Origin of the sequence: Halomonas sp. HMF6819, assembly GCF_044335525.1 — a bacterium.
GTDB lineage: Bacteria > Pseudomonadota > Gammaproteobacteria > Pseudomonadales > Halomonadaceae > Vreelandella.
The window spans coordinates 50,681-70,976 of sequence record NZ_JBIQVY010000009.1 but is presented as its reverse complement, the minus strand read 5'-3'; the positions used below and the strand labels follow the sequence as shown (position 1 = coordinate 70,976).

At 62.3% G+C, this 20,296-nt stretch carries 21 protein-coding genes; 12 read left to right on the top strand and 9 right to left on the bottom strand.

Features of this window, described 5'->3' with window-relative positions; all coding sequences use genetic code 11:
* Positions 1–21 precede the first annotated feature (21 nt).
* A complete protein-coding gene (locus tag ACGLWX_RS17745; RefSeq protein ID WP_396241729.1) occupies positions 22–489 on the bottom strand; it encodes a flavodoxin family protein in 468 nt (155 codons plus the stop codon).
* 147 nt (positions 490–636) lie between these two features.
* Between ACGLWX_RS17745 and ACGLWX_RS17740 the strand changes: the two genes are divergently transcribed.
* The 11 genes from ACGLWX_RS17740 (at position 637) to ACGLWX_RS17690 (ending at position 9,759) form a co-directional block, all read left to right on the top strand.
* Positions 637–1,041: a thiol-disulfide oxidoreductase DCC family protein gene (locus ACGLWX_RS17740; protein ID WP_396241727.1), complete on the top strand. Its 405-nt coding sequence runs from the start codon at positions 637–639 to the stop codon at positions 1,039–1,041.
* Between the two features lie 59 nt (positions 1,042–1,100).
* Complete coding sequence (locus ACGLWX_RS17735; RefSeq protein WP_396241725.1) at positions 1,101–1,649, top strand: hypothetical protein; 549 nt, start codon at positions 1,101–1,103, stop codon at positions 1,647–1,649.
* Positions 1,650–1,698: 49 nt separating this feature from the next.
* Positions 1,699–2,172 carry a YbhB/YbcL family Raf kinase inhibitor-like protein gene (locus ACGLWX_RS17730; RefSeq protein ID WP_396241723.1) on the top strand — a complete coding sequence of 158 codons (474 nt, stop codon included), beginning with the start codon at positions 1,699–1,701 and terminating at the stop codon, positions 2,170–2,172.
* Between the two features lie 209 nt (positions 2,173–2,381).
* Positions 2,382–2,720, top strand: a complete 339-nt coding sequence (locus tag ACGLWX_RS17725) for a zinc ribbon domain-containing protein YjdM (protein ID WP_396241721.1) — start codon at positions 2,382–2,384, stop codon at positions 2,718–2,720.
* A gap of 212 nt (positions 2,721–2,932) precedes the next feature.
* The gene (locus ACGLWX_RS17720; protein ID WP_252109747.1) at positions 2,933–3,397 is read left to right on the top strand and encodes an SUF system Fe-S cluster assembly regulator; all 465 of its coding nucleotides are present in this window, start codon (positions 2,933–2,935) and stop codon (positions 3,395–3,397) included.
* Positions 3,398–3,466: 69 nt separating this feature from the next.
* On the top strand, positions 3,467–4,909 hold the full coding sequence (gene sufB / locus ACGLWX_RS17715; protein ID WP_396241719.1) for a Fe-S cluster assembly protein SufB: 1,443 nt from the start codon (positions 3,467–3,469) through the stop codon (positions 4,907–4,909).
* Between the two features lie 82 nt (positions 4,910–4,991).
* Positions 4,992–5,741 (top strand): Fe-S cluster assembly ATPase SufC, encoded by a 750-nt coding sequence (gene sufC / locus ACGLWX_RS17710; protein WP_252109745.1) that lies wholly within the window; start codon positions 4,992–4,994, stop codon positions 5,739–5,741.
* Entirely contained in the window at positions 5,738–7,078 is a 1,341-nt protein-coding gene (gene sufD, locus ACGLWX_RS17705; protein ID WP_396241717.1) for a Fe-S cluster assembly protein SufD, read from the top strand. The genes sufC and sufD overlap by 4 nt, the downstream gene beginning before the upstream one ends.
* A gap of 25 nt (positions 7,079–7,103) precedes the next feature.
* The gene (locus ACGLWX_RS17700; RefSeq protein WP_396241715.1) at positions 7,104–8,369 is read left to right on the top strand and encodes a SufS family cysteine desulfurase; all 1,266 of its coding nucleotides are present in this window, start codon (positions 7,104–7,106) and stop codon (positions 8,367–8,369) included.
* A 5-nt stretch (positions 8,370–8,374) separates the two neighbouring features.
* Positions 8,375–8,944, top strand: a complete 570-nt coding sequence (gene sufT, locus ACGLWX_RS17695) for a putative Fe-S cluster assembly protein SufT (protein WP_252109742.1) — start codon at positions 8,375–8,377, stop codon at positions 8,942–8,944.
* A 17-nt stretch (positions 8,945–8,961) separates the two neighbouring features.
* The gene (locus ACGLWX_RS17690) at positions 8,962–9,759 is read left to right on the top strand and encodes a vancomycin high temperature exclusion protein (protein ID WP_396241713.1); all 798 of its coding nucleotides are present in this window, start codon (positions 8,962–8,964) and stop codon (positions 9,757–9,759) included.
* Positions 9,760–9,776: 17 nt separating this feature from the next.
* Here ACGLWX_RS17690 and ACGLWX_RS17685 read toward each other — a convergent pair whose 3' ends face one another.
* From ACGLWX_RS17685 to ACGLWX_RS17670, 4 genes are all read right to left on the bottom strand, one after another.
* Positions 9,777–10,223, bottom strand: coding sequence for a hypothetical protein (locus ACGLWX_RS17685; protein ID WP_252109740.1), 447 nt, complete (start codon positions 10,221–10,223; stop codon positions 9,777–9,779).
* An 88-nt stretch (positions 10,224–10,311) separates the two neighbouring features.
* Positions 10,312–11,220: a 30S ribosomal protein S6--L-glutamate ligase gene (rimK, locus tag ACGLWX_RS17680; RefSeq protein WP_252109739.1), complete on the bottom strand. Its 909-nt coding sequence runs from the start codon at positions 11,218–11,220 to the stop codon at positions 10,312–10,314.
* Between the two features lie 38 nt (positions 11,221–11,258).
* Positions 11,259–11,699, bottom strand: coding sequence for a RimK/LysX family protein (locus ACGLWX_RS17675; protein ID WP_252109738.1), 441 nt, complete (start codon positions 11,697–11,699; stop codon positions 11,259–11,261).
* Positions 11,700–11,835: 136 nt separating this feature from the next.
* On the bottom strand, positions 11,836–12,870 hold the full coding sequence (locus ACGLWX_RS17670; RefSeq protein ID WP_396241711.1) for a DUF3549 family protein: 1,035 nt from the start codon (positions 12,868–12,870) through the stop codon (positions 11,836–11,838).
* Positions 12,871–13,158: 288 nt separating this feature from the next.
* On the opposite strand from ACGLWX_RS17670, the gene ACGLWX_RS17665 reads away from it, so the two are divergent.
* Positions 13,159–13,491 (top strand): YqcC family protein, encoded by a 333-nt coding sequence (locus ACGLWX_RS17665; RefSeq protein ID WP_263586815.1) that lies wholly within the window; start codon positions 13,159–13,161, stop codon positions 13,489–13,491.
* Between the two features lie 124 nt (positions 13,492–13,615).
* Here the strand turns inward: ACGLWX_RS17665 and ACGLWX_RS17660 are convergent, their stop codons facing one another.
* From ACGLWX_RS17660 to ACGLWX_RS17645, 4 genes are all read right to left on the bottom strand, one after another.
* Positions 13,616–14,254 carry an OmpW family protein gene (locus ACGLWX_RS17660; RefSeq protein ID WP_396241709.1) on the bottom strand — a complete coding sequence of 213 codons (639 nt, stop codon included), beginning with the start codon at positions 14,252–14,254 and terminating at the stop codon, positions 13,616–13,618.
* 153 nt (positions 14,255–14,407) lie between these two features.
* A complete protein-coding gene (gene putP / locus ACGLWX_RS17655; RefSeq protein ID WP_252109734.1) occupies positions 14,408–15,898 on the bottom strand; it encodes a sodium/proline symporter PutP in 1,491 nt (496 codons plus the stop codon).
* Between the two features lie 165 nt (positions 15,899–16,063).
* Positions 16,064–19,255 (bottom strand): bifunctional proline dehydrogenase/L-glutamate gamma-semialdehyde dehydrogenase PutA, encoded by a 3,192-nt coding sequence (gene putA / locus ACGLWX_RS17650; protein ID WP_396241707.1) that lies wholly within the window; start codon positions 19,253–19,255, stop codon positions 16,064–16,066.
* Between the two features lie 174 nt (positions 19,256–19,429).
* A complete protein-coding gene (locus ACGLWX_RS17645; protein ID WP_396241705.1) occupies positions 19,430–20,275 on the bottom strand; it encodes a helix-turn-helix domain-containing protein in 846 nt (281 codons plus the stop codon).
* Between the last annotated feature and the right edge of the window lie 21 nt (positions 20,276–20,296).

The following is a 20,296-nucleotide window of genomic DNA, read 5'->3' as shown; positions in this document are numbered from 1 at the left end:
CTTCGGGTGCCGTTTTTGTGTCTAGACAATACCCGCCTCAAGACTCGCCGCCATCGAAAGCCCAAGCTCTCTGCACTGGTCGATGAACGCCTCGTCGAAATCGCCTTGACAGATCAGAGGTGCCTGCACCAAACGCCAGCGAAGGCCGGTGGTGATCGCCTCGATGGCCCGGCGCGTGCCGGTACCGTCGAGCCCGGCTCTAACGTAGAAGGCAAACGCAAGGCCCTCGGTACGCTCGAGGCACGGATAGTAGCAGCGGTCGAACACGTCCTTGGTCAGCCCGGCCATGTAGCCCAGATTTTCCGTCGTGCCGATGATCACCGCGTCGGCGGCGATGATCTCGTCAGGAGTCACGTCGAGCGGCGCCAGCGCGCGCACCTCGATACCCTCGACCGCCTCGTCGCTTGCGCCTTCGATCACGGCGTCGCGCAGCCGGCGCGTATTGTAAGAGGGCGCGTGGGCGATGATCAAAAGCCGTTTGGCGCTCATGGTAGCGCTCCTTTTCGTGATGATGAGCGCTACGCTACACGCTCCGGCCGCAAAAGCGCCACCCGCAGGGTCAGCCGATCTGGTGCCGCGGCTTGCGTTGTTCCAAAGGAGTGCCAGACTAAAGGCTCGACGCAGAGCGGTTTCTTCATGAACGAACTTCAAAACGACGAGCTTCGAGACATCAAGCGTGGCCGCATTCGGGTCTTTTACGATGGCCAGTGCCCGAGCTGTCGCAAGGACCGGCGAATTTTCGAACGCCTGGCCGGGCGGCGGGGCGACGATATCGCGTGGTGCGACGTCACCGAGTACGAGCAGACGCTCAAGGCACACGGGGTTGCGCGGGACACCGCGCTGCGCTCGCTGCACATCGAGCTCAAAAACGGCCGCCTCATCGAAGGTATCGACGCCTATCGGCTGCTGATGAAGCGTATTCCCTGGCTGGTGCCGGGGGCGTATATTATCGGCCTGCCCGGCATCAAACAGGGGCTTCGCCGCTACTATGACCACTGGGTCGAAAAACGCCTCAAGCGCCAGGGGCGCTGGTCGTCATGATCGGCGGCTTTAATCCGATCGCTGCGTCTTGACATGAGAGAAGGGCCTGGAAAATCGTGATGAACATGGGAAAACGCGCAAGCGCGGTCGTGGCGCTCGCCGCCGCCACTTTACTGGCCGGCTGCGCAGGACGTACGCCACCACCCGCGACGCCGGCGGCAGCGCCAGAGGCGCCACCCAGCGCAAGTACTGGCTACACGGCGATGCCTCGCTACGGCATGACCGATATTTACTGGGAGCCGCCGCTGGCCACCAGCCCCGAAGAGCGCGCCGCGTATTTTGTCAGCCGGCTGTCGGACACGCGCTTCGTTGCGTCGGGCAGCAATGGGCCACGCTTTGTCGCCGCCGAAAAGCTTGGCGAGATCGGTCTGCCCGCGGTGCCGCTGTTGCTGGCGCGCCTCGACACTCGGGATGAGTACGAGCTGATGCTCGCGCTCTACGCCCTGGAACTCGCCACTCAGGACCCGCTTTTGATGGCCAGAACCCGCGGTGACGCCATTACCCTCAATGGGGCGCTCGACCCAAACACCAACGCCGACAACGTGGCCGCGGCTCGCCAGTGGCAGCAGCAGCACGCCGACGCGCTGGCGCTGCCGGCCACGTACTGAACGCGGGGCGGCGCCCGCATACACGGACGACACTTAAAGGAGCTTTCACATGGCCTTTGCGCTATCCACAATGCAAGTCATCAGCCCCGCTTTTTCCGATCACCAGCCGATACCGGCCCAGTACACCGGTGAAGGCGACGATGTCTCGCCGGCGCTTGCCTGGCAGGGCGCGCCGGAAGGCACGAAAGGCTTTGCGGTGATCTGCCATGACCCGGATGCGCCGCTGGTCAAAAACGGCGGCTACGGGTTCGTTCACTGGCTTTTATACAACCTGCCCGGCGATCTTTCGGAGCTTCCCGACAGCGCCACCGTCGGCACCGCCGGCAACAACGACTTCGACAAGCCCGGTTACGCCGGCCCCATGCCGCCGGAAAATCATGGTAAGCACCTCTATTACTTCTGGGTGCTGGCGCTGGATCAAGAGACCTCGCTGGCCGAAGGGCTGACGCTGTCCGAGCTGCTCACCGAGATCGAGCCGCATCTTCTCGGCATGAACCGCCTGGTCGGCACCTACCAGCGCTAGGCCCTGTCTGAAAAGTGCCTGCGCTCGACAATACGGCGTTAAAAATTGGCTCAGAATACTCATTTACACATCGTAAACTCCGTTTCTTCGCCAATTTTTGCCTTGTCTTGCCTTCGCTCGCCGACTTTTCAGACAGACCCTAAGTGCTGGTGCCACGAGCACAATTTGTGTAGGCTCCTTCGCTTTGTTTTCCCACGATGGAGCCTTTGATGAGCGAGCTGCCCAACTGTCCCGCCTGTAATTCCGCCTATACTTATGACGACGGCCTGCAGTATGTCTGCCCGAAGTGCGGTAACGAGTGGTCCAAAACCGGCGAGACCGAGGCGGAGGCTGAAAGCGTGGTCCGCGACGCCAACGGCAACCCGCTCGTCGATGGCGATACCGTCACGGTCATCAAGGATTTGAAGGTCAAGGGGAGCTCCTCGGTGGTCAAGGTTGGCACCCGGGTCAAGAACATTCGCCTGGTCGACGGCGACCACGACATCGACTGCAAGGTCGAAGGGATCGGCCCGATGAAGCTCAAGTCGCAGTTCGTCAAGAAAGCCTGATTCAAGCGATACAGGGCCCGCCATTCGGCGGGCCTTTTTGCGTGGGCTAGATATTGCTTACAAATGAGAATGATTGGCTTTTTGATTCGATTGGCGGCGAACGTGCGCGAAAACGCCGCTTTTCGTTGAATAGGGTAGTGCGGGGCTTCACATCATTTTCATACAGGACTAAAATGGTCCTCAATCGAAAGCGACCCCCATCGGGAGCCCTAATGCTAAAGCTTTCTCGACTGACAGATTACGCGGCGGTAGTGATGGCGCAAATTGCCCGTCACCCGGAAACGCCGCACGCGGCGGCGGATCTGGCCGGCACCGTCAATCTGCCTCACCCCACGGTGAGCAAAACGCTCAAAATGCTGGTGAAGGCGGGGCTTTTGACCTCGCAGCGCGGCGCCCAGGGCGGCTACCGGCTTGCGCGTCCCGCCTCCAAAATCACCGCGGCGGACATCATCGCCGCCATCGAAGGGCCGGTAGCGATGACCGAGTGTAGCCACGCCGAAGGCGAGTGCGAGCTTGCGGGCAGCTGCGGCGTGTCCGACAACTGGCAGCGGGTGTCGATTGCGCTGCGCACGCTGCTGGAAAGCGTCACGCTTTCGCACCTGGCGGATACCTCGCCGATCAAACTGCCCATTGCGCTACCTATTCAAACGATCAGCCTGTCGGCGGTGTCTGCTTAAGACACGCAAAGGCGTTAACTTTATGGACGGCGAGCAGGCTCGCCACCCAACGGCCTGGAGGGTACGACCATGGCAAGCGAAGAGATGGAACAGCTGGTTCGTCGCGAATACAAAGATGGCTTTGTGACCGACATCGAGAGCGACACGCTGCCACCTGGTTTGGACGAAAACACCATCGCCTTTATTTCCAATAAGAAGGGCGAGCCGGAGTGGATGCTTGAGTGGCGCCTAGACGCCTACCGTCAGTGGCTCAAGATGAAAGAGCCCTCCTGGGCGCATCTGGACTACCCGCCGATCGACTACCAGGCGATCTCTTATTTTAGCGCGCCGAAGCGCCCGGAAGACATGCCGCAGAGTCTCGATGAGGTCGACCCGAAGCTTCTGGAGACCTACGAGAAGCTCGGCATTCCGCTACACGAGCGGGCGGCCCTTGCCGGCGTCGCCGTGGACGCGGTGTTCGACTCGGTATCGGTGGCGACCACGTTCAAAAAGCAGCTGGCCGAGGCGGGCGTGATCTTCTGCTCGATTTCGGAGGCGATTCGCGACTATCCAGAGCTGGTCAAGCAGTACCTGGGCACCGTCGTACCCAAGGCGGACAACTACTTCGCTGCGCTCAACTCGGCGGTGTTCACCGACGGCTCCTTCGTGTTCGTACCGGAAGGCGTGACCTGCCCGATGGAGCTCTCGACCTACTTCCGTATCAACGCCGCCAATACCGGCCAGTTCGAGCGCACCCTTATCGTCTGCGAAAGCCGGGCCACGGTGTCGTATCTCGAGGGCTGCACCGCGCCGATGCGTGATGAGAATCAGCTCCACGCCGCGGTGGTCGAGCTCGTGGCGCTCGATGACGCCTACATTAAGTACTCCACCGTGCAAAACTGGTACCCCGGCGACGAGAACGGGGTGGGCGGTATCTACAACTTCGTCACCAAGCGTGGCGAGTGCCGCGGCGATCGCGCGCGCATCAGCTGGACCCAGGTCGAGACCGGTTCGGCGATCACCTGGAAGTACCCCTCGTGCGTGCTGCGCGGCAAGGACAGCATCGGCGAGTTCTACTCCGTGGCGGTCACCAACGGCCGTCAGCAGGCGGATACCGGTACCAAGATGATCCACGTGGGCGAGGGCACGCGCTCCTATATCGTCGCCAAGGGCATCTCAGCCGGGCGTAGCGATCAGTCCTACCGTGGGCTTGTTAAGATCGGCCCCAGAGCCAAGGGCGCGCGTAACTTCACCCAGTGCGATTCCCTGTTGATTGGCGATACCTGCGGGGCGCACACCTTCCCGTACCAGGAGATCGGCAACTCCACCGCGAAGATCGAGCACGAAGCGACGACCTCGAAGATCGGCGAAGACCAGCTCTTCTACTGCCAGAGCCGGGGTATCAGTGAAGAGGACGCAGTGAGCATGATCGTCAACGGCTTCTGCAAGGACGTCTTCCAGGAGCTGCCAATGGAGTTCGCCGTCGAAGCCGAGGCGCTTTTGAACGTGACGCTGGAAGGCGCGGTAGGCTAAGCGCCTACGCCACCATTTTTCGCCACTACCTGTTTATTAAGCGTCGCACCTGCGACTCGCTGGATTTTGAAGGGTTATTACCATGTTGGAAGTTACCGATTTACACGTCACCGTCGAAGGCAACGAAATCCTCAAAGGCCTGACGCTGACCATCAACGCCGGCGAAGTTCACGCCATTATGGGCCCCAACGGCGCCGGCAAGTCGACCCTGTCGGCGGTCATCGCCGGCAAGGACGGCTATGAAGTGACCCAGGGTAGCATCACGTTCGAAGGCAAGGACGTGCTGGAGATGGAGATCGAAGAGCGCGCCCAGGCGGGCCTGCTGCTCGGTTTCCAGTACCCGGTCGAGATCCCGGGGGTCAAAAACATCTATTTGCTGAAGTCGGCGCTCAACGCCCAGCGCGCTGCTCGCGGTGAAGGCGAAATGCCCGCACCCGAGTTCATGAAGCTGGTTAAAGAGAAGCTCGGCTTCATGAAAATGGACGCAAGCTTTCTGCAGCGCGCGGTCAACGAAGGCTTCTCCGGCGGCGAGAAAAAGCGTAACGAAATCCTGCAAATGCTGGTGCTTCAGCCGAAACTGGCGATGCTCGATGAGATCGACTCAGGTCTCGATATCGACGCCATGAAAGTCGTGGCCGACGGCGTGAACAGCCTGCGCGCCGAGGAGCGTGCCATTTTGCTGGTCACGCACTACCAGCGCCTGCTCGACTACATCGTGCCGGATAAAGTGCACGTTCTGGTCAACGGCCGCATCGTCAAGACCGGTGACGCAGAGCTTGCTAAAGAGCTCGAGGCGAACGGATACGAAGGTATCGAGGAGTCCGTGGCATGAGCGATACCCAGACGTTTTTGGATACGCTAAAAACGCGCAGCGTCAACTACAGTGGCGAGCCAAGCTGGATCGCCGCCCGCCGCCAAGCGGGCGCGGCCCGCTTCGAGGCGATGGGCTTTCCCACCCGCCGTGACGAGGAGTGGAAGTACACTGACGTGCGCGCCATCGCTCAGGGCAATTTCAAACTTGCCGACGATTTTGATTTCTCCCAGGCCCAAGCGGCAACGCTGACACTGCCTATCGAGGCGCATCGCCTGTGTTTCGTCGACGGCGTGTTCGCACCGAAGCTTTCCGATATCGATACGCTGCCCCAGGGCGTTCAGGTGCTGCCGCTCTCGAAAGCCCTGGAAGAGAATCACGAAGCGGTCGGCGGGCCGCTTGGTCGGCTGACTAGCGTCGACTTTTCGGCCTTCGCCGCGCTCAACACGGCGTTCATGGAAGAGGGGGCGGTGGTGCGCATCGCACCTAATACCGTGGTCGAAAAGCCGATCATCCTGCAGTTTCTCTCTCGCGAAGGCGAGGCGGTCATGTGCCACCCGCGCATTCTCGTCGAGGCCGGCGGTCGTAGTGAAGCGACGGTGATCGAACACTACGCCGGCGACGCAAATGCCGCCAACTTTACCAACGTGGTGGCGGAGCTGATGCTCGATCGCGGCGCGATTCTGAATCACTACAAGCTTCAGGAAGCGCCGCTTGGCGATTTTCACGTGGCGAGCATTCACGTGGAGCAGAGCCGCGACAGCGTCTACACCTCGTATAATCTGAACCTGGGCGGGGCGCTGACGCGTAACGACATCATCGCTGATATCAACGGCGAAAACGCCTATACCAACCTGTACGGGCTGTTCTTCGGCCAGGGTCGCCAACATGTGGACAACCACACCAAGGTGAACCACAACGCGCCGCTGACGTTCTCCAACGAGAACTACAAGGGCATCCTTGGCGACCGCGCCCACGGCGTGTTCAACGGCCGCGTTTACGTCAAACGCGACAGCCAGAAGATCGAAGGCTTTCAGAGCAACCAAAACCTGTTGCTGTCGGATCGCGCCCATATCGATGCCAAGCCGGAGCTCGAGATCTACGCCGACGACGTCAAGTGCTCTCACGGCACCACGACCGGCCAGCTCGACGAAGAGGCGGTCTACGCCCTGCGTACCCGCGGCATCGACGAGGCCACCGCGCGCGGTCTTCTGACGCTTGCCTTCGCCGGTGAAGTACTCGAGCAGGTCACGCTCGATGAAATCAGCGAACGCGTCGAGCTCGCCGTGGCGGGCAAGCTGCCCGAGCGCTTCAACCTGGCGGGGCTGGTTGAAATCGCCGCCGCTCTCAACGAGTAAGCGCTTAATCACCAAGGAGCGAGCCATGCCTGACACCGCCATTGATGCGCGTCCTGCCGTCCAGGCGCCTTTCGATTTGAAGGCGCTGCGCGATGAGTTTCCGATACTCGCGCGCGAGGTTCACGGCAAGCCGTTGGTGTATCTGGATAACGCGGCGACCAGCCAGACGCCGACGCGAGTGATCGAGGTGTTCAACGATTACTACTCACGTTATAACGCCAACATCCATCGCGGCTTGCATACGCTGGCCGACGAGGCAACGGCAGCCTTCGAAGGTACCCGCGCTCGCGTCCAGGCGTTTTTGAACGCTGCGGACCGTCGCGAGATCGTCTTCACCCGCGGTACCACCGAAGGGATCAACCTGGTGGCGCAGAGCTGGGGGCGCCAGAACCTCCAGGCTGGCGACGAGGTGCTGATCTCGATGCTGGAGCACCACTCCAACATCGTGCCCTGGCAGCTTTTGGCCGCGGAGCGCGGCGTCACGGTGAAGGTGATTCCGGTGGATGAGCGCGGCGCGCTCGATATTCGCGCCTACCGGTCGCTTCTGAGCGAGCGCACCAAACTCGTGGCGGTGAACCACGTCTCCAACGCTCTGGGCACGATCAACCCGATCAAGGAGATGGCGCGGCTGGCCCATCAGCAGGGCGCGCTGATTCTGGTCGACGGCGCCCAGGCGACGCCGCACCAGGCAATCGACGTGCAAGATCTGGACGCCGATTTCTATGCCTTCTCCGGCCATAAGGTGTACGGGCCCACCGGTATTGGCGCGCTCTACGCCAAAAAAGCGCTGTTGGACGCCATGCCGCCCTGGCAGGGCGGCGGCGAGATGATCAAGACCGTCTCCTTCGAGCCCTCGGGCACCACCTTCGCCGAGCCACCGCACAAGTTCGAGGCCGGCACGCCGCCGATAGCCGAGGCGATCGCCATGGGCGAGGCGCTTGGCTGGGTCGAAGGCGTGGGTATCCAGGCGATCGGTCAGTGGGAAAGCGTGCTTCTGGCCCACGCCACAGAGCGGGTCAGCCGGATCGACGGGCTCAACATCATCGGTACCGCGCCGAACAAGGCCGGGGTGCTATCTTTCGTCGTCGATGGCGCGCACTCCCAGGACATCGGGCTTTTGATCGACCAGCTCGGCGTTGCCATTCGCACCGGCCACCACTGCGCGCAGCCGCTTTTACACCATTTCGGGGTCGAGGCGACGTGCCGCGCCTCCTTTGCGGCGTATAATACGCTCGAGGAGGTCGACACGTTCGTGGCGGCGCTCGAACGTGTCATTAAAATGGTGAGATAACGCCTATGGATATCGAGCAAGTCGCAAGCCTGACCCGCGGTCAGAAACTGCCGCTGCAGCGTGACGTCGAGGCGATCGCGATTCCCTTCGGCACGACCCAGACGCTGGCCGAGGACAGTGAGGTCAGCGTCATGCAGGCCAAGGGCAGTACGGTCAGCGTGGGCTTCGAAGGGCGGCTCTACCTGATCGAGGGGCGCCACTTGGACGCGCTGGGGCTCGAATCGCTGCCTACGCCGACGCTTGACGAGTCGGCAACTGAAGCAGAGATCGAAGCGTTCGTTTGGGAACAGCTGCGCACCTGCTTCGACCCGGAGATTCCGGTCAATATCGTTGACCTGGGGCTCGTCTACGGCTGCCGCTTCGATCGTTTGATTAGCGGCGAACTCATGGTGACTATCCGCATGACGCTAACGGCGCCGGGCTGCGGTATGGGCGAGGTGATCGCCGCCGACGCGCGCAGCAAGATTCTCGGCGCGCCGCAGATCTCGAAGGTACACACCGAGATCGTCTTTAGCCCGCCCTGGAGTCGGGACATGATGAGCGACGAGGCCAAGCTTGAGCTCGGCATGTTTTAAGGCGGCCGGGGCGCTGGATGGCTAGTCTCGTGAGACGGACGATCAAGTGGCTACTGATGTCGCTGGCAGCGCTTTTGCTGCTGGCGGCATTCGTGTTTATAGCCGGCAATTTTTGGGTGTTGGCCAGCACCGCCCGCTATATCGACCGGCCCGTGGCCCAGTGCCGCCCGGGTGACGTGGCGGTGGTGTTCGGCACTTCGAACTGGACCCGCAGCGGGCTTCGAAATCCGCACTTCAACGCCCGCATGCGCACCTCCGCGGATTTGATCGCGCGCGAGCGCGTCAATCACCTGCTGCTCTCCGGCGACAACCGCACCCAGGCCTATAACGAGCCGCGGGCCATGTGGCGCGACCTTCACCGCCGCGGCGTTCCCTCCACGCAGATGACGCTGGATTTCGCCGGCTTCAGTACCTACGACACCCTGGCGCGGGCGAAGAGCGTTTTTCAGCTCGACGAAGCGGTGCTGGTGACCCAAAGCTGGCATCTGCCGCGGGCGGTTTACATCGGCCGGTCGCTGGGAATGGAGGTCACGGGGTGCGTGGCGGAGCAGCGCCGCGCGGCAGGGGAGTGGCGCCTGCGCCTTCGCGAAGTCGCCGCCCGGGTGGCTACCTTGGGCGATCTCTACCTTTGGGGGCGCGCACCGCACTTTCTCGGCCCGGCAGAGCCCATCGAGATAGGCTCAGGTGAAGCGCAGGAAGCCGGCTACGTACCGCTCATCTATCGGCTGCCGGTCGAGCTTTCCTTGAAAGGCACCGCGCTTCAAGAGGACAGTGCAATGCTCGAGCGGGATACACCGAAGAAGCCCGCTCGGTAAACGCTTAAAACCGCCGATCAGCGCTTGGCGCGCTGCTTTTGCAAGCTGTAGAGCTCGCGAATCAGCTCGCGACACGCTTTCATCGCCGCATCGATCACCGGTTCGATCGGCTCGGGCAGTGGGTGGGTGAAGAGTGTGGAGAGCGCCTGCATCAGCACCCGCTCCTGTTCCAGTAGCTCGTTGATCAGCACTTGGCTGTCGTTGCCCACGAAGCTTTTTAGCCGACTCCAAAGCCATAGAAAATCGTCGCGTTCGACGTCGGCATCGCGAGGCAGCATCTTGAGGTGGGTACGCGCAAGCGACTGCAGCTGGCGCATCTGTTTGAGCCTGGCGGCGTAGTACGGTTTGAGGCTGTCACGCAGCGAAGGACGCAGGCGTTCAAGGTTATCCTGGAAATAGTCAATACTGTCGGCCAGCGCTTCCAGCACGCTGTCCATCGCCACTTGGCGATTATCAAGAAACATGAGCGTCTACCTCCTTCGGTGACGCAAATTGTGGCGGGGGTGGCTTGGATTTGCCACCCCTTGAGCGGATTATTTTAGCGGTTATGCCTTAACCTTTAGGCTTGGGCGGGGCCTTGCGCGACGGCGCCGCGTTTTTCTCGATTTGCTCGATGATCAGCCCGGCGATGTCCTTGCCGGTCGCGGTTTCGATACCCTGAAGCCCGGGCGAGGAGTTGACCTCCATGATCACCGGGCCGTGGTTGGCGCGCAGAAGATCGACACCTGCGACCTGAAGCCCCATCGCCTTGGCGGCGCGGATTGCCGTCGAGCGCTCCTCCGGCGTAATGCGGATGACGCTGGCGGTACCGCCACGGTGCAGGTTGGAGCGAAACTCGCCTTCGGCGGCTTGGCGCTTCATCGCCGCTACCACCTTGTCGCCGATCACGAAGCAGCGTATGTCGGCGCCCTTGGCCTCCTTTATGTACTCCTGCACCATGATGTTGGCTTTCATACCCATGAACGCCTGCACCACCGACTCCGCGGCCTGGTTGGTCTCGGCGAGTACCACGCCGATCCCCTGAGTTCCTTCGAGCAGCTTGATCACCAGCGGCGCGCCTTTCACCATGGTGATCAAATCGGGAATGTCATCCGGCGAGTGGGCAAAGCCGGTGATCGGAAGCCCGAGGCCCTTGCGTGAGAGCAGCTGCAGCGAGCGCAGCTTGTCGCGCGAGCGGGTGATTGCCACCGAGTCGTTGACCACGTAGGTCCCCATCATCTCGAACTGGCGAAGCACCGCGCAGCCGTAGAAGGTGACCGAGGCGCCGATACGCGGAATGACCGCGTCGAAACGCTCGATCTCGGCACCCTTGTAGTGAATCGATGGGTGGTGAGCGGCAATGCTCATGTAGCAGCGCAGGGTGTCGACCACGCGGGCCGTATGGCCACGGGCCTCGGCGGCCTCGACGAGCCGGCGAGTCGAGTAGAGGTTGCGGTTACGCGAAAGCAGGGCAATATGCATACAGGACTCCGGTTCGGATCACGATAAGAGGTGCAGGTTTAGGGTTCGCCGTGCAGAAAAGCGGCGCCAGGTGCGACCAGCAGGCGGCGCATGGCGCGACGACCCAGTAGCATCGGATGGCGCATATTGCTGCGGTCGGTAAGCGTTAGCTCGACGGGGAAGTTGAGCTCGCCCAGTACCACCGGTGTGCGAATCACGTAGCGCCACTCGCTGTGGCCGTTGGAGCTGGTGACGCGGCGCCGGTCGTGCAAATGGAGCGTATAGCGGTGCGAGGGCGTGGTGGGGCCGCCGCTATGAGTAACGAAGCTTATCCATAGCTGGCCGTGTTCGTCCTCTTCGGTCGTGATCTCCTCGGCGTGAAGCGCCGAGGTGCGCGCGCCGGTATCGGCCTTGCAGCAAAGATGCAGGCCAAGTTCCGGGAGCGTCACCATTTCGCGACGCCCAATGACGGCTTTCGCCTGATAAGGTAGTTCCTTCACGATCACTCCTTGCTCGCCCGGGTTATAGACCCGGGTCGAATTCCAATAAGGCCCCGGTATCGCTAAGAAAACGGATTGGCTTCAACCATTGACTTGATGAACGACTGACTTCAATTAACGACAGGCTTCATTAACGTTAGTGGCGCGGGGCCAAGTTCGCCAGCCGCGATTGTACGGCGCTGCCCTCGGGGGCATCGCGCAGCGTCATGAGGACCAGAAGCCGCAGCCGCGGAATCAGCGCGATATCGCGCACCGCGACGTTGAAGTCGGTATCGTCGCGCGCCGCCAGGCGATTCAGAAACAGCGGCAGCCGTTCGGCGTCCTCGAGCCACTCCCAGCCGCGCCCGGCGATCGCCGCCAGCACATCGGGCCCACACGCCGCCGTGTCCTCGAGCAGCGCCAGATACCAGCGCCCTACGGCGGCGCTTTCGCTTGCGCCGACCGCGCGGACGCAGGCGCATAGCGTTTCGACATCGCCTTCGCTGGCAGCGCGCTCGCCGCGCTCGATCAGCGCCATTACCAGCCGCTCGTCGAGCGCGCAGTGCTCCAGGCACAGACAGAGTGGGCGAATCACGTCGCGCTCAAACTGCTTTGCCATGATCGCGTCGGCCAGGCGTTGCTGAGTGGGCGCATCGCTGCGCACAGTGTAGTCGGCAATGCCTTGAAGGCCCAACGCCTGCCAGTCGATGGCCTGCTGACCGCTCAGGTAAGCCTCCACCGGCTCGAAGTGCTGGCTGGCGGGAAGATTCTGATCAAACGTGGCGCGGGCGTTGAGCATGGCCTGAAACGGCAAGCTCGGGGTAAAGGCCAGCGGGTTGTCCTGCATGAAGTGCTCGCTGCTGGCCTCGGCTAGGCCAGGGTTTGCCACGTTGCGCCCCAAGGTTTCTACCAAGCGGTTCAAAAAGCCATCGCGGGAAGCCGGCGACAGCATGCCTTGTTCGTCGAGGGCAAAGGCGAGAAACCAGATCGCGGGCTCGGTCATGTCACCGATGCGAAACGCGATGGCCACGCGCGCTTGCCCCTGCCAGGGCACGGGCCAGGCCAGTTCACCGCGCTCGAAGGCGGCCAGCGTCTCTCGTGGGCAGGCGGTGACGCGTCGTCCCATGTGGTAGATGGCCACCTCGGCGCCGCTTCGCTCAAAGAACTCGTCCAGGGTATTCAGTGCTTGCATGTGATCCTTTCCTTTCGCGAAGGGGCACTCTACCTTGAGCGGCCCCAAGTGTCAGCCGGAGTTTGCGCGCCAACACCTCTTGATGATCAAAAATTGAACAACTTGCTCCGGCGCCCATCGCCGTAAGCGTCTCGTCACCTTTCCATAGTTTATCCACAGCCTCTTGCAGGTTTTCTGTGAATCCGTGGATAACCGTAAAAGTGGCCGCAAAGCGATGCTCGCCATCATGGCAACGCGGGCGTGAAAAGGCGATAATGGCACGTTCATGCACCGACTCCCCAGGAGCTTATGAGCGTACATCCATCGCTTCACCAGTCGCTGCGCGAGCTCGAAGCCGCGATGAAGGCGGCCGGCCTCTGGCGTATGCCCACCCCGGACGCCCCGGCGTTCGAAAGCCGCCAGCCGTTTTGCGTCGATACCATGTCGCTGCCGCAGTGGCTACGCTTTGTCTTCATCGCACGACTCGACGCGCTGGTCGAGGCCAAGGCGCGGATGCCGGCAAAGTGCGAGGTCGCCCCGGCGGTCGCCGCCTATCTTCAGCAGGAGAAGGTGCGCGCAAGCGATCAACTGCTGGTCGTTCAGGCGGTCGAGCGCGTCGACAAGGTCGTGACCGAAGGCTAGACACGCCGCTTGTCTGTTTGAAAGCTTATCTGTTTAAAAGCTTATCTGTTTGCAAGTACAGGCATGCCAAAAGCCCGGCGCAAAGCGTCGGGCTTTTTTTGCAAGCGCTTGAATGGACTCTGCGCTAGAAGCGGTAGCCAAGCCCTGCCATGACCACCACCGGGTCGATGTCGATGCTTCCCGCCGCGCTGCCCGCCACGGTCGCGTCGCTTTCGATATCCAAGTACCAGGCCGCGGCGTTGAGGGTCCAATGCTCGTCGATGATTAAATCGAGCCCGACCTGGCCCGCTGCGCCCCAGCTATCGTCCAGATCCAGGCTTACGCCGTCGATATCCACTTCCTCGCTGGAGAAACGGGTGTAGTTGATCCCGGCGCCCACGTAGGGCTGAACTCGCGATTGGGTGCCGCCGAGCGGGTAGTATTGCAGTGTCAGCGTCGGTGGCAGGTGCTTGGTCGAGGCGATATTGTCGTCGTTCAAGCGAACGTCGTGCTCGAAGGGCAGGGCGGCCAGTAGTTCGACGCCGAGCTTGTCGTGAAAACGGTAGCCGAGGGTGAAGGCGAAGCCCGACTTGTCCTCGACGTCGACGTTCAGGTCGCCCAGCGCCGTATCGAGCGTGCCGTTATCACTCTTGGGCGCGACCTTGGCGACCCCGATGCGGGTGAAGAAATCGCCCTGGCCATAGGCTAGCGCCGGGCTGCTGGTGGCGATGGCAGCCGCGGCGAATCCGGCGGCAGTGATAGTGGTAGTCCAGAGTCGACCCATGATGCTTCCCTCATGATAACGTGACGTTTAGCGTTGACACCGTTTGCACAGCGTAACGCTCGCGGAAGAGGGCGTTTTTGATCTGGCTCAACGACTTAAGCGACGGCGTACAAAAAAGGCCACCCGAAGGTGGCCTTGTTCGCGCTTGAGCGCTTAGCGTTCGATATGGCGATACTCGCCGGCATCGCGAGTGGCGCTACTGACCACCAGAATCGCGATGAACGAGGCGATAAAGCCCGGGATGATCTCGTAGATGCCCGGCCCGCCCAGAAACTCGGCGTTGAAGCCCAGCGTGATCCAGAGCATCACGGTCACCGCACCGACCACCATGCCGGCAATGGCGCCGGCGCCGTTGGTGCGCGACCACATCAGCGACAGCAGAATCAGCGGGCCGAAGGCCGCACCGAAGCCTGCCCAGGCGTTACTTACCAGCCCCAGTACTTGAGAATCCGGATCGGAGGCGATGATCGCCGCCACGATGCCGACCAGTGCCACGCTCACCCGGCCCACGGTCACGGTCTCTTTCTCGGAGGCCTCCTTGCGCAGGAACAGCCGGTAGAAGTCCTCGGTCAGCGACGACGAGGCGACCAGCAGCTGACTCGAAATGGTACTCATCACCGCCGCCAGCAGCGCCGCGTAGAGGAAGCCGGTGATCAGCGGGTGGAAGAGCAGGTCCGCGAGGATAATGAAGATCGTCTCCGGGTTTTCCACGTCCATGCCGTTACGAATGGCATAGGCGCGCCCGAAGATACCCAGCGACACCGCACCGATCAGCGATACCGCCATCCAGCTCATGCCGATGTTACGCGCGATCGGCACGTCCTTGAGGCTACGAATGGCCATGAAGCGCACGATGATGTGCGGCTGGCCGAAGTAGCCAAGCCCCCAGGTGACCGCAGAGAGCCAGCCGATGAAGGTTAGCCCGTCCGTCCAGGAGAGCAGCGTCGGATCGACCTCGTTGAGGGTTTGCGACGCCTGAGTGAAACCGCCGCCGCCTTCGCCGAACAGCACCACCGCCGGCATGATGATCAGCGCCAGCATCATGATGCAGCCCTGCACGAAGTCGGTCAGGCTGACCGCGAGAAAGCCGCCGACCACGGTATACACCAGTACCACGCCGAGGGTGATGATGATCCCGGTGCCGTAATCGCTGAACCCGCCCAGGTTGATTACCCCGGCGAACGCGCTCTCGAAAAGCCGCCCGCCGGCGACCAGGCCCGACGCGGTATAGACCGCGAAAAACACCACGATGACGATCGCCGACACTGTGCGCAGCGACAGCGCCCGGGTTGGGAAGCGATTAGCCAAAAACGCCGGAATGGTGATGGCGTTGCCGTAGTGCACGGTCTGCTCGCGCAGGCGTGGTGCGACCAGCAGCCAGTTGAAAAACGCCCCTACGAACAGCCCGATGCCGATCCAGGCCGAGCCCAGCCCGGAGACGAACATCGCGCCGGGAAGGCCCAGCAGCAACCAGCCGCTCATGTCCGAGGCGCCGGCGGAGAGCGCGGCCACTTTCGGACTCAAGGTTCGCCCGCCGAGCACGTAATCCTCGGAGGTGGAGGTCGAGGTGCGCATGGCGTAGAGCCCGATGCCCACCATTAGCGCAAAATAAGCGAAAAGACTGATCCAAACGCCAATAGCCATGGAAGTTCCCCTTTTTGGTACCAACAAAAGATCGGCGCGGCTTATTGTTATCGACTCTAAAGCGATTCGCCGGCCGAGCGGTCAATTTTACTTCACCCCCTGAGGGGGTGAAGGTCAAGGTTTTTATTCGTCACGCGTTATTCATCACGCGCTATTCATCACACGTTACTCGTCACCCAATGCCAGCAGCGACGCGTTGCCTCCCAGCGCCGCCGTGTTGTTGGTGACGGTTTTCTCAGTCACGAAGCGCTGCAGGTAGTGCGGGCCGCCCGCCTTCGGGCCGGTGCCGGAAAGCCCCTGGCCGCCGAAGGGCTGCACGCCCACCACCGCGCCGATGATGTTGCGGTTGATATAGACGTTGCCGACGCGAATACGCTTGGCGACGTGGGCGGCGAACGACTCGTTACGGCTGTGCACGCCGAAGGTGAGCCCGTAGCCGCGGGCGTTGATGGTATCGATCACCTTTTCGATGTCGCGGGCTTTATAGCGCACGATGTGCAGCACCGGGCCGAATTGCTCGCGCTCGAGCGCCTCGATGCTGTCGATGGTCAAGGCCACCGGCGCCACGAAAGTGCCGTTTTGGGTGTACTGAGCCGCCATCGGCGTTTCGGCGACCAGGCGGTTCTCGCCCTTGAGTTTCTCGATGTGCGCCATCAGCCCTTCGCGGGCGTCTTCGTCGATCACCGGGCCAACGTCGGTACCAAGTTCGCGCGGGTCGCCGATGCGCAGCTCGTTCATCGCGCCTTTGAGAATCTCGATGACCCGGTCGGCGATATCGTCCTGCAGGTAGAGAACGCGCAGCGCCGAACAGCGCTGGCCGGCGCTCTGAAAAGCGGACTGGATCACGTCGACCACGACCTGCTCCGGCAGCGCGCTGGAGTCCACGATCATCGCGTTCATGCCGCCGGTTTCGGCGATCAGCGTCGGCAGCGGCGCGTTTTCGCGGGCGGCGAGCGAGCGGTTGATCAGTTGCGCGGTGTCGGTGCCGCCGGTGAATACCACGCCGGTAATGCGCGGATCGCCGCTCAGCACGCTGCCCACGGTCGGGCCGTCGCCAGGCAGAAGCTGCACTACGTCGCGCGGGATGCCGGCCTCGTGCATGAGCTCGACGACGCGGTGGGCGATGATCGAGGTCTGCTCGGCGGGTTTGGCGAGCACCGTGTTGCCGGCGACCGCAGCGGCGACGATCTGGCCGCAGAAGATCGCCACCGGGAAGTTCCACGGGCTAATCGCGGCGAACACGCCCTTGCCGCCCATGCTCAGGCGGTTGGACTCGCCGGTCGGGCCAGGCAGCTCGATCACTTCGCCAAAGGACTCCTCGGCGCGCATCGCGTAGTAGCGGCAGAAATCCACCGCTTCCTTGATCTCGTCGACGCCGTCGGTCAGAAGCTTGCCGCCTTCACGCGAGCATAGCGTCATCAGTTCCGGCATGTGCTCTTCCATGAGATCCGCCAGCCGGCGCAACATCGCGGCGCGCTCGGCAACCGGCGTATCGTCCCAGCGTGGGAACGCGGCCCAAGCGGCATCCAGCGCTTTGGCCGCCTGCTCCTTGTTCGTCCACTGCACGCTACCCACGCTCAGGGAGCGATCGAAGGGCACCTTGACTTCGTGGGTCGCCGCCGCGTCATCTTCGATGTCGAAGGCCAGCAGCGGTTTGACCGTGTACTGCTTATCCATGAACGCGGCCATCTTCTCCTTGAGCGGATCATGATGACTTCGGATATTGAGGTTCACGCCGCGCGAGTTCTTGCGCTTCGGGCCATAGATGTCGCGCGGGGCGGGAATGCGGGTATTGGTATAGGTATCGTACTGCTTGAGCGTCTCGACCGGGTGCTGGCAAAGCCACTCCACCGGCACGTCCGGGTCGACGAGCTGGTGCACGAACGAGGAGTTGGCGCCGTTTTCCAGAAGCCTGCGCACCAGGTAAGGCAGCAGGTCCTTGTGGGCACCGACCGGGGCGTAGATGCGACAATACGTGCCTTGTGGGGCGCGGGTGAGGGCGGCGTCGTAAAGCGCCTCGCCCATGCCGTGCAGGCGCTGGAACTCGAAAGCGCGGCTGCCGACGTTGGCGAGCTCGACGATCGCGGTCACGGTGTGGGCGTTATGGGTGGCGAACTGCGGAAAGATGCGCCCTTGGGTGTCGTCACTGAGCAGAAACTGCGCGCAGGCCAGGTACGCCACGTCGGTGCACGCCTTGCGGGTGTAGACCGGGTAACCGTCGACGCCGAGCTGCTGTGACTCCTTGATCTCGCTGTCCCAGTAGGCGCCTTTCACCAGGCGAAGCGGAATCTCGTCGCCCTGCTCGTCGGCCAGCCGGTTTAGGTAGTGCAGCACCGGCAGCGCGCGCTTGGAGTAGGCCTGAACCACGAGGCCGAAATGGCCCCAGCCGCGAGCAGCGTCGCTTTCGTAAATGGCGCGGAACACCTCGAGCGAAAGCTCCAGGCGATCGACTTCTTCGGCGTCGATGGTCAGCGCCACGTCGAGCTCGCGGGCGCGGCGGACCAGCTTGACCACGGTATCGACGAGCTCGGCGAGCACCTGCTCGCGGCGGCCGAATTCGTAGCGCGGGTGCAGCGCGGAGAGCTTGATCGACACCGACGGCTTCGGCGTTTTGGCATCCAGACGCTGGGAGGTCTTGCCGACGGCTTCAATGGCCTTGGCGTAGTCGTCATAGTAGCGCTTGGCATCGTCGCGGGTACGCGCGGCCTCGCCCAGCATGTCGTAGGAGTAGGTGTAGCCCTTGTTGAACAGCGGCTTCGAACGCTTGAGCGCTTCATCGATGTCGCGCCCGAGCACGAACTGCTTGCCCATGATCTTCATCGCCTCGACCATAGCGCGGCGAATCACCGGCTCGCCCATGCGGTTGACCAGGCGGTTGATGAAGTTCGCCGGCTGGCCTTCGCGCGGGTGGTCGAGCTTGAGCACGCGACCGGTCATCAGTAGCCCCCAGGTCGAGGCGTTGACCATCCAGGACTCGCTCTTGCCGACGTGGGACTGCCAGTCCGCCGGTCCCAGCTTGTCTTCGATCAGCGCGTCCGCCGTGGCCTTGTCCGGAATGCGCAGCATTGCCTCGGCCAGACACATCAGCATCAGGCCCTCGTGGGTATCCAGGCTGTACTGCTGTAGCAGCTCGTCGATGGTATCGACGGCGGTGTCCATTTTACGCACGTCGCGAACAAGCTCCGCGGTATTGGCGCCGATCCGTTCGAAATCCTCGCGCCCGGCGTCCAGCACCTTGATCAACTCGGCAACGTAGTGGTCTTCATCGACGATGTAGTGATCGCTTACGGTCTTCAAAAGCGAATCGAGATCGGTTTGCCACACGGCAGGGTCGCGCATTTTTTTGGCGTTGAGCATTTTGGCCCCCGGGAGTTGGTAGGTGGAAAACGGCCGAGCGGTACGCCCGATGACGCTCGAATGTAGAGCGCTGGGCGAGTGGGTGTATGTCAGTTTCGCGCCAAAACGTGTCGATTTCACGGAAAGCGCGGCGTCGTGTCGCTGACATGACGCTCTGGGCTCAGTGTCGTTGGCTTATCGCCATCCGTCGAGCGTGGCGTGAGGTGAGGCACCGACAGACGCCGCGCTGGGCGCCGCCGCGCCGGGCGCAGGCGTACTCAGCTGATTGCGCAGCGCCCGCGGCGAGCAGCCGTAACGCCGGCGAAAGGCGTGTGAAAGCGCGCTTTGGTTGGCAAAGCCGGTTTGCACGGCGATATCGGCGAGTGCCAGCCGGCTCTGGGCGACCAGCTCGCGCGCCGCGCTCAGGCGCTTTTGACGAACGTACTGCCAAGGCGAAAGCCCGGTTTGGGTGCGAAAGCGCGCCGAGAAGTGGGCCTCGCTCAGACACGCAAGCCGGGCGAGGTCCGCCACCTTCAAGGGTTCGGCGAGCCTTGCGGTGATGAAGCGGTCGATCGGTGCCAAATCCAGCTGGCGGCGCGAAGCCGGCAGGGGAGTGGCCAGGCGCGCCTTCAGTGCGCCGAGTAGGGTCGCGACGACCCGGTCGGGCTGCTGCTCCAGCGCCTGGCCATAAAAGCCGTGATCGAGTTCGCTTTCAACGAAGGCCAGGTAATGGCGAAGCGCGCCGTCGAGGGCGAAAAAACGCGGCGCGTCGAACAGCGCGATCAGTTCGCGGTGCTCGCCGGTCAGCGCCGGGGCGTCATCGGGAATATCGAAGATGAGCTGACGGTTGTAGCCCTGGCCCGAGTAGTAGTGCTCATGATTGGCGGGCACAAGACAGCCCGAAAACGCGTTGACCCGCCCGCCGAGGCCCTCGATTTCAAAGGTCGAGGAGCCGCAGAGCGTAATCACGATCTGGTGGAAGTCGTGAGCGTGGCTCTTGACCGCGCTCGAAAGCGGCAGTTGGCGAATGGTGCTAAGCATTGACGACTCCTCGCGAAGCGG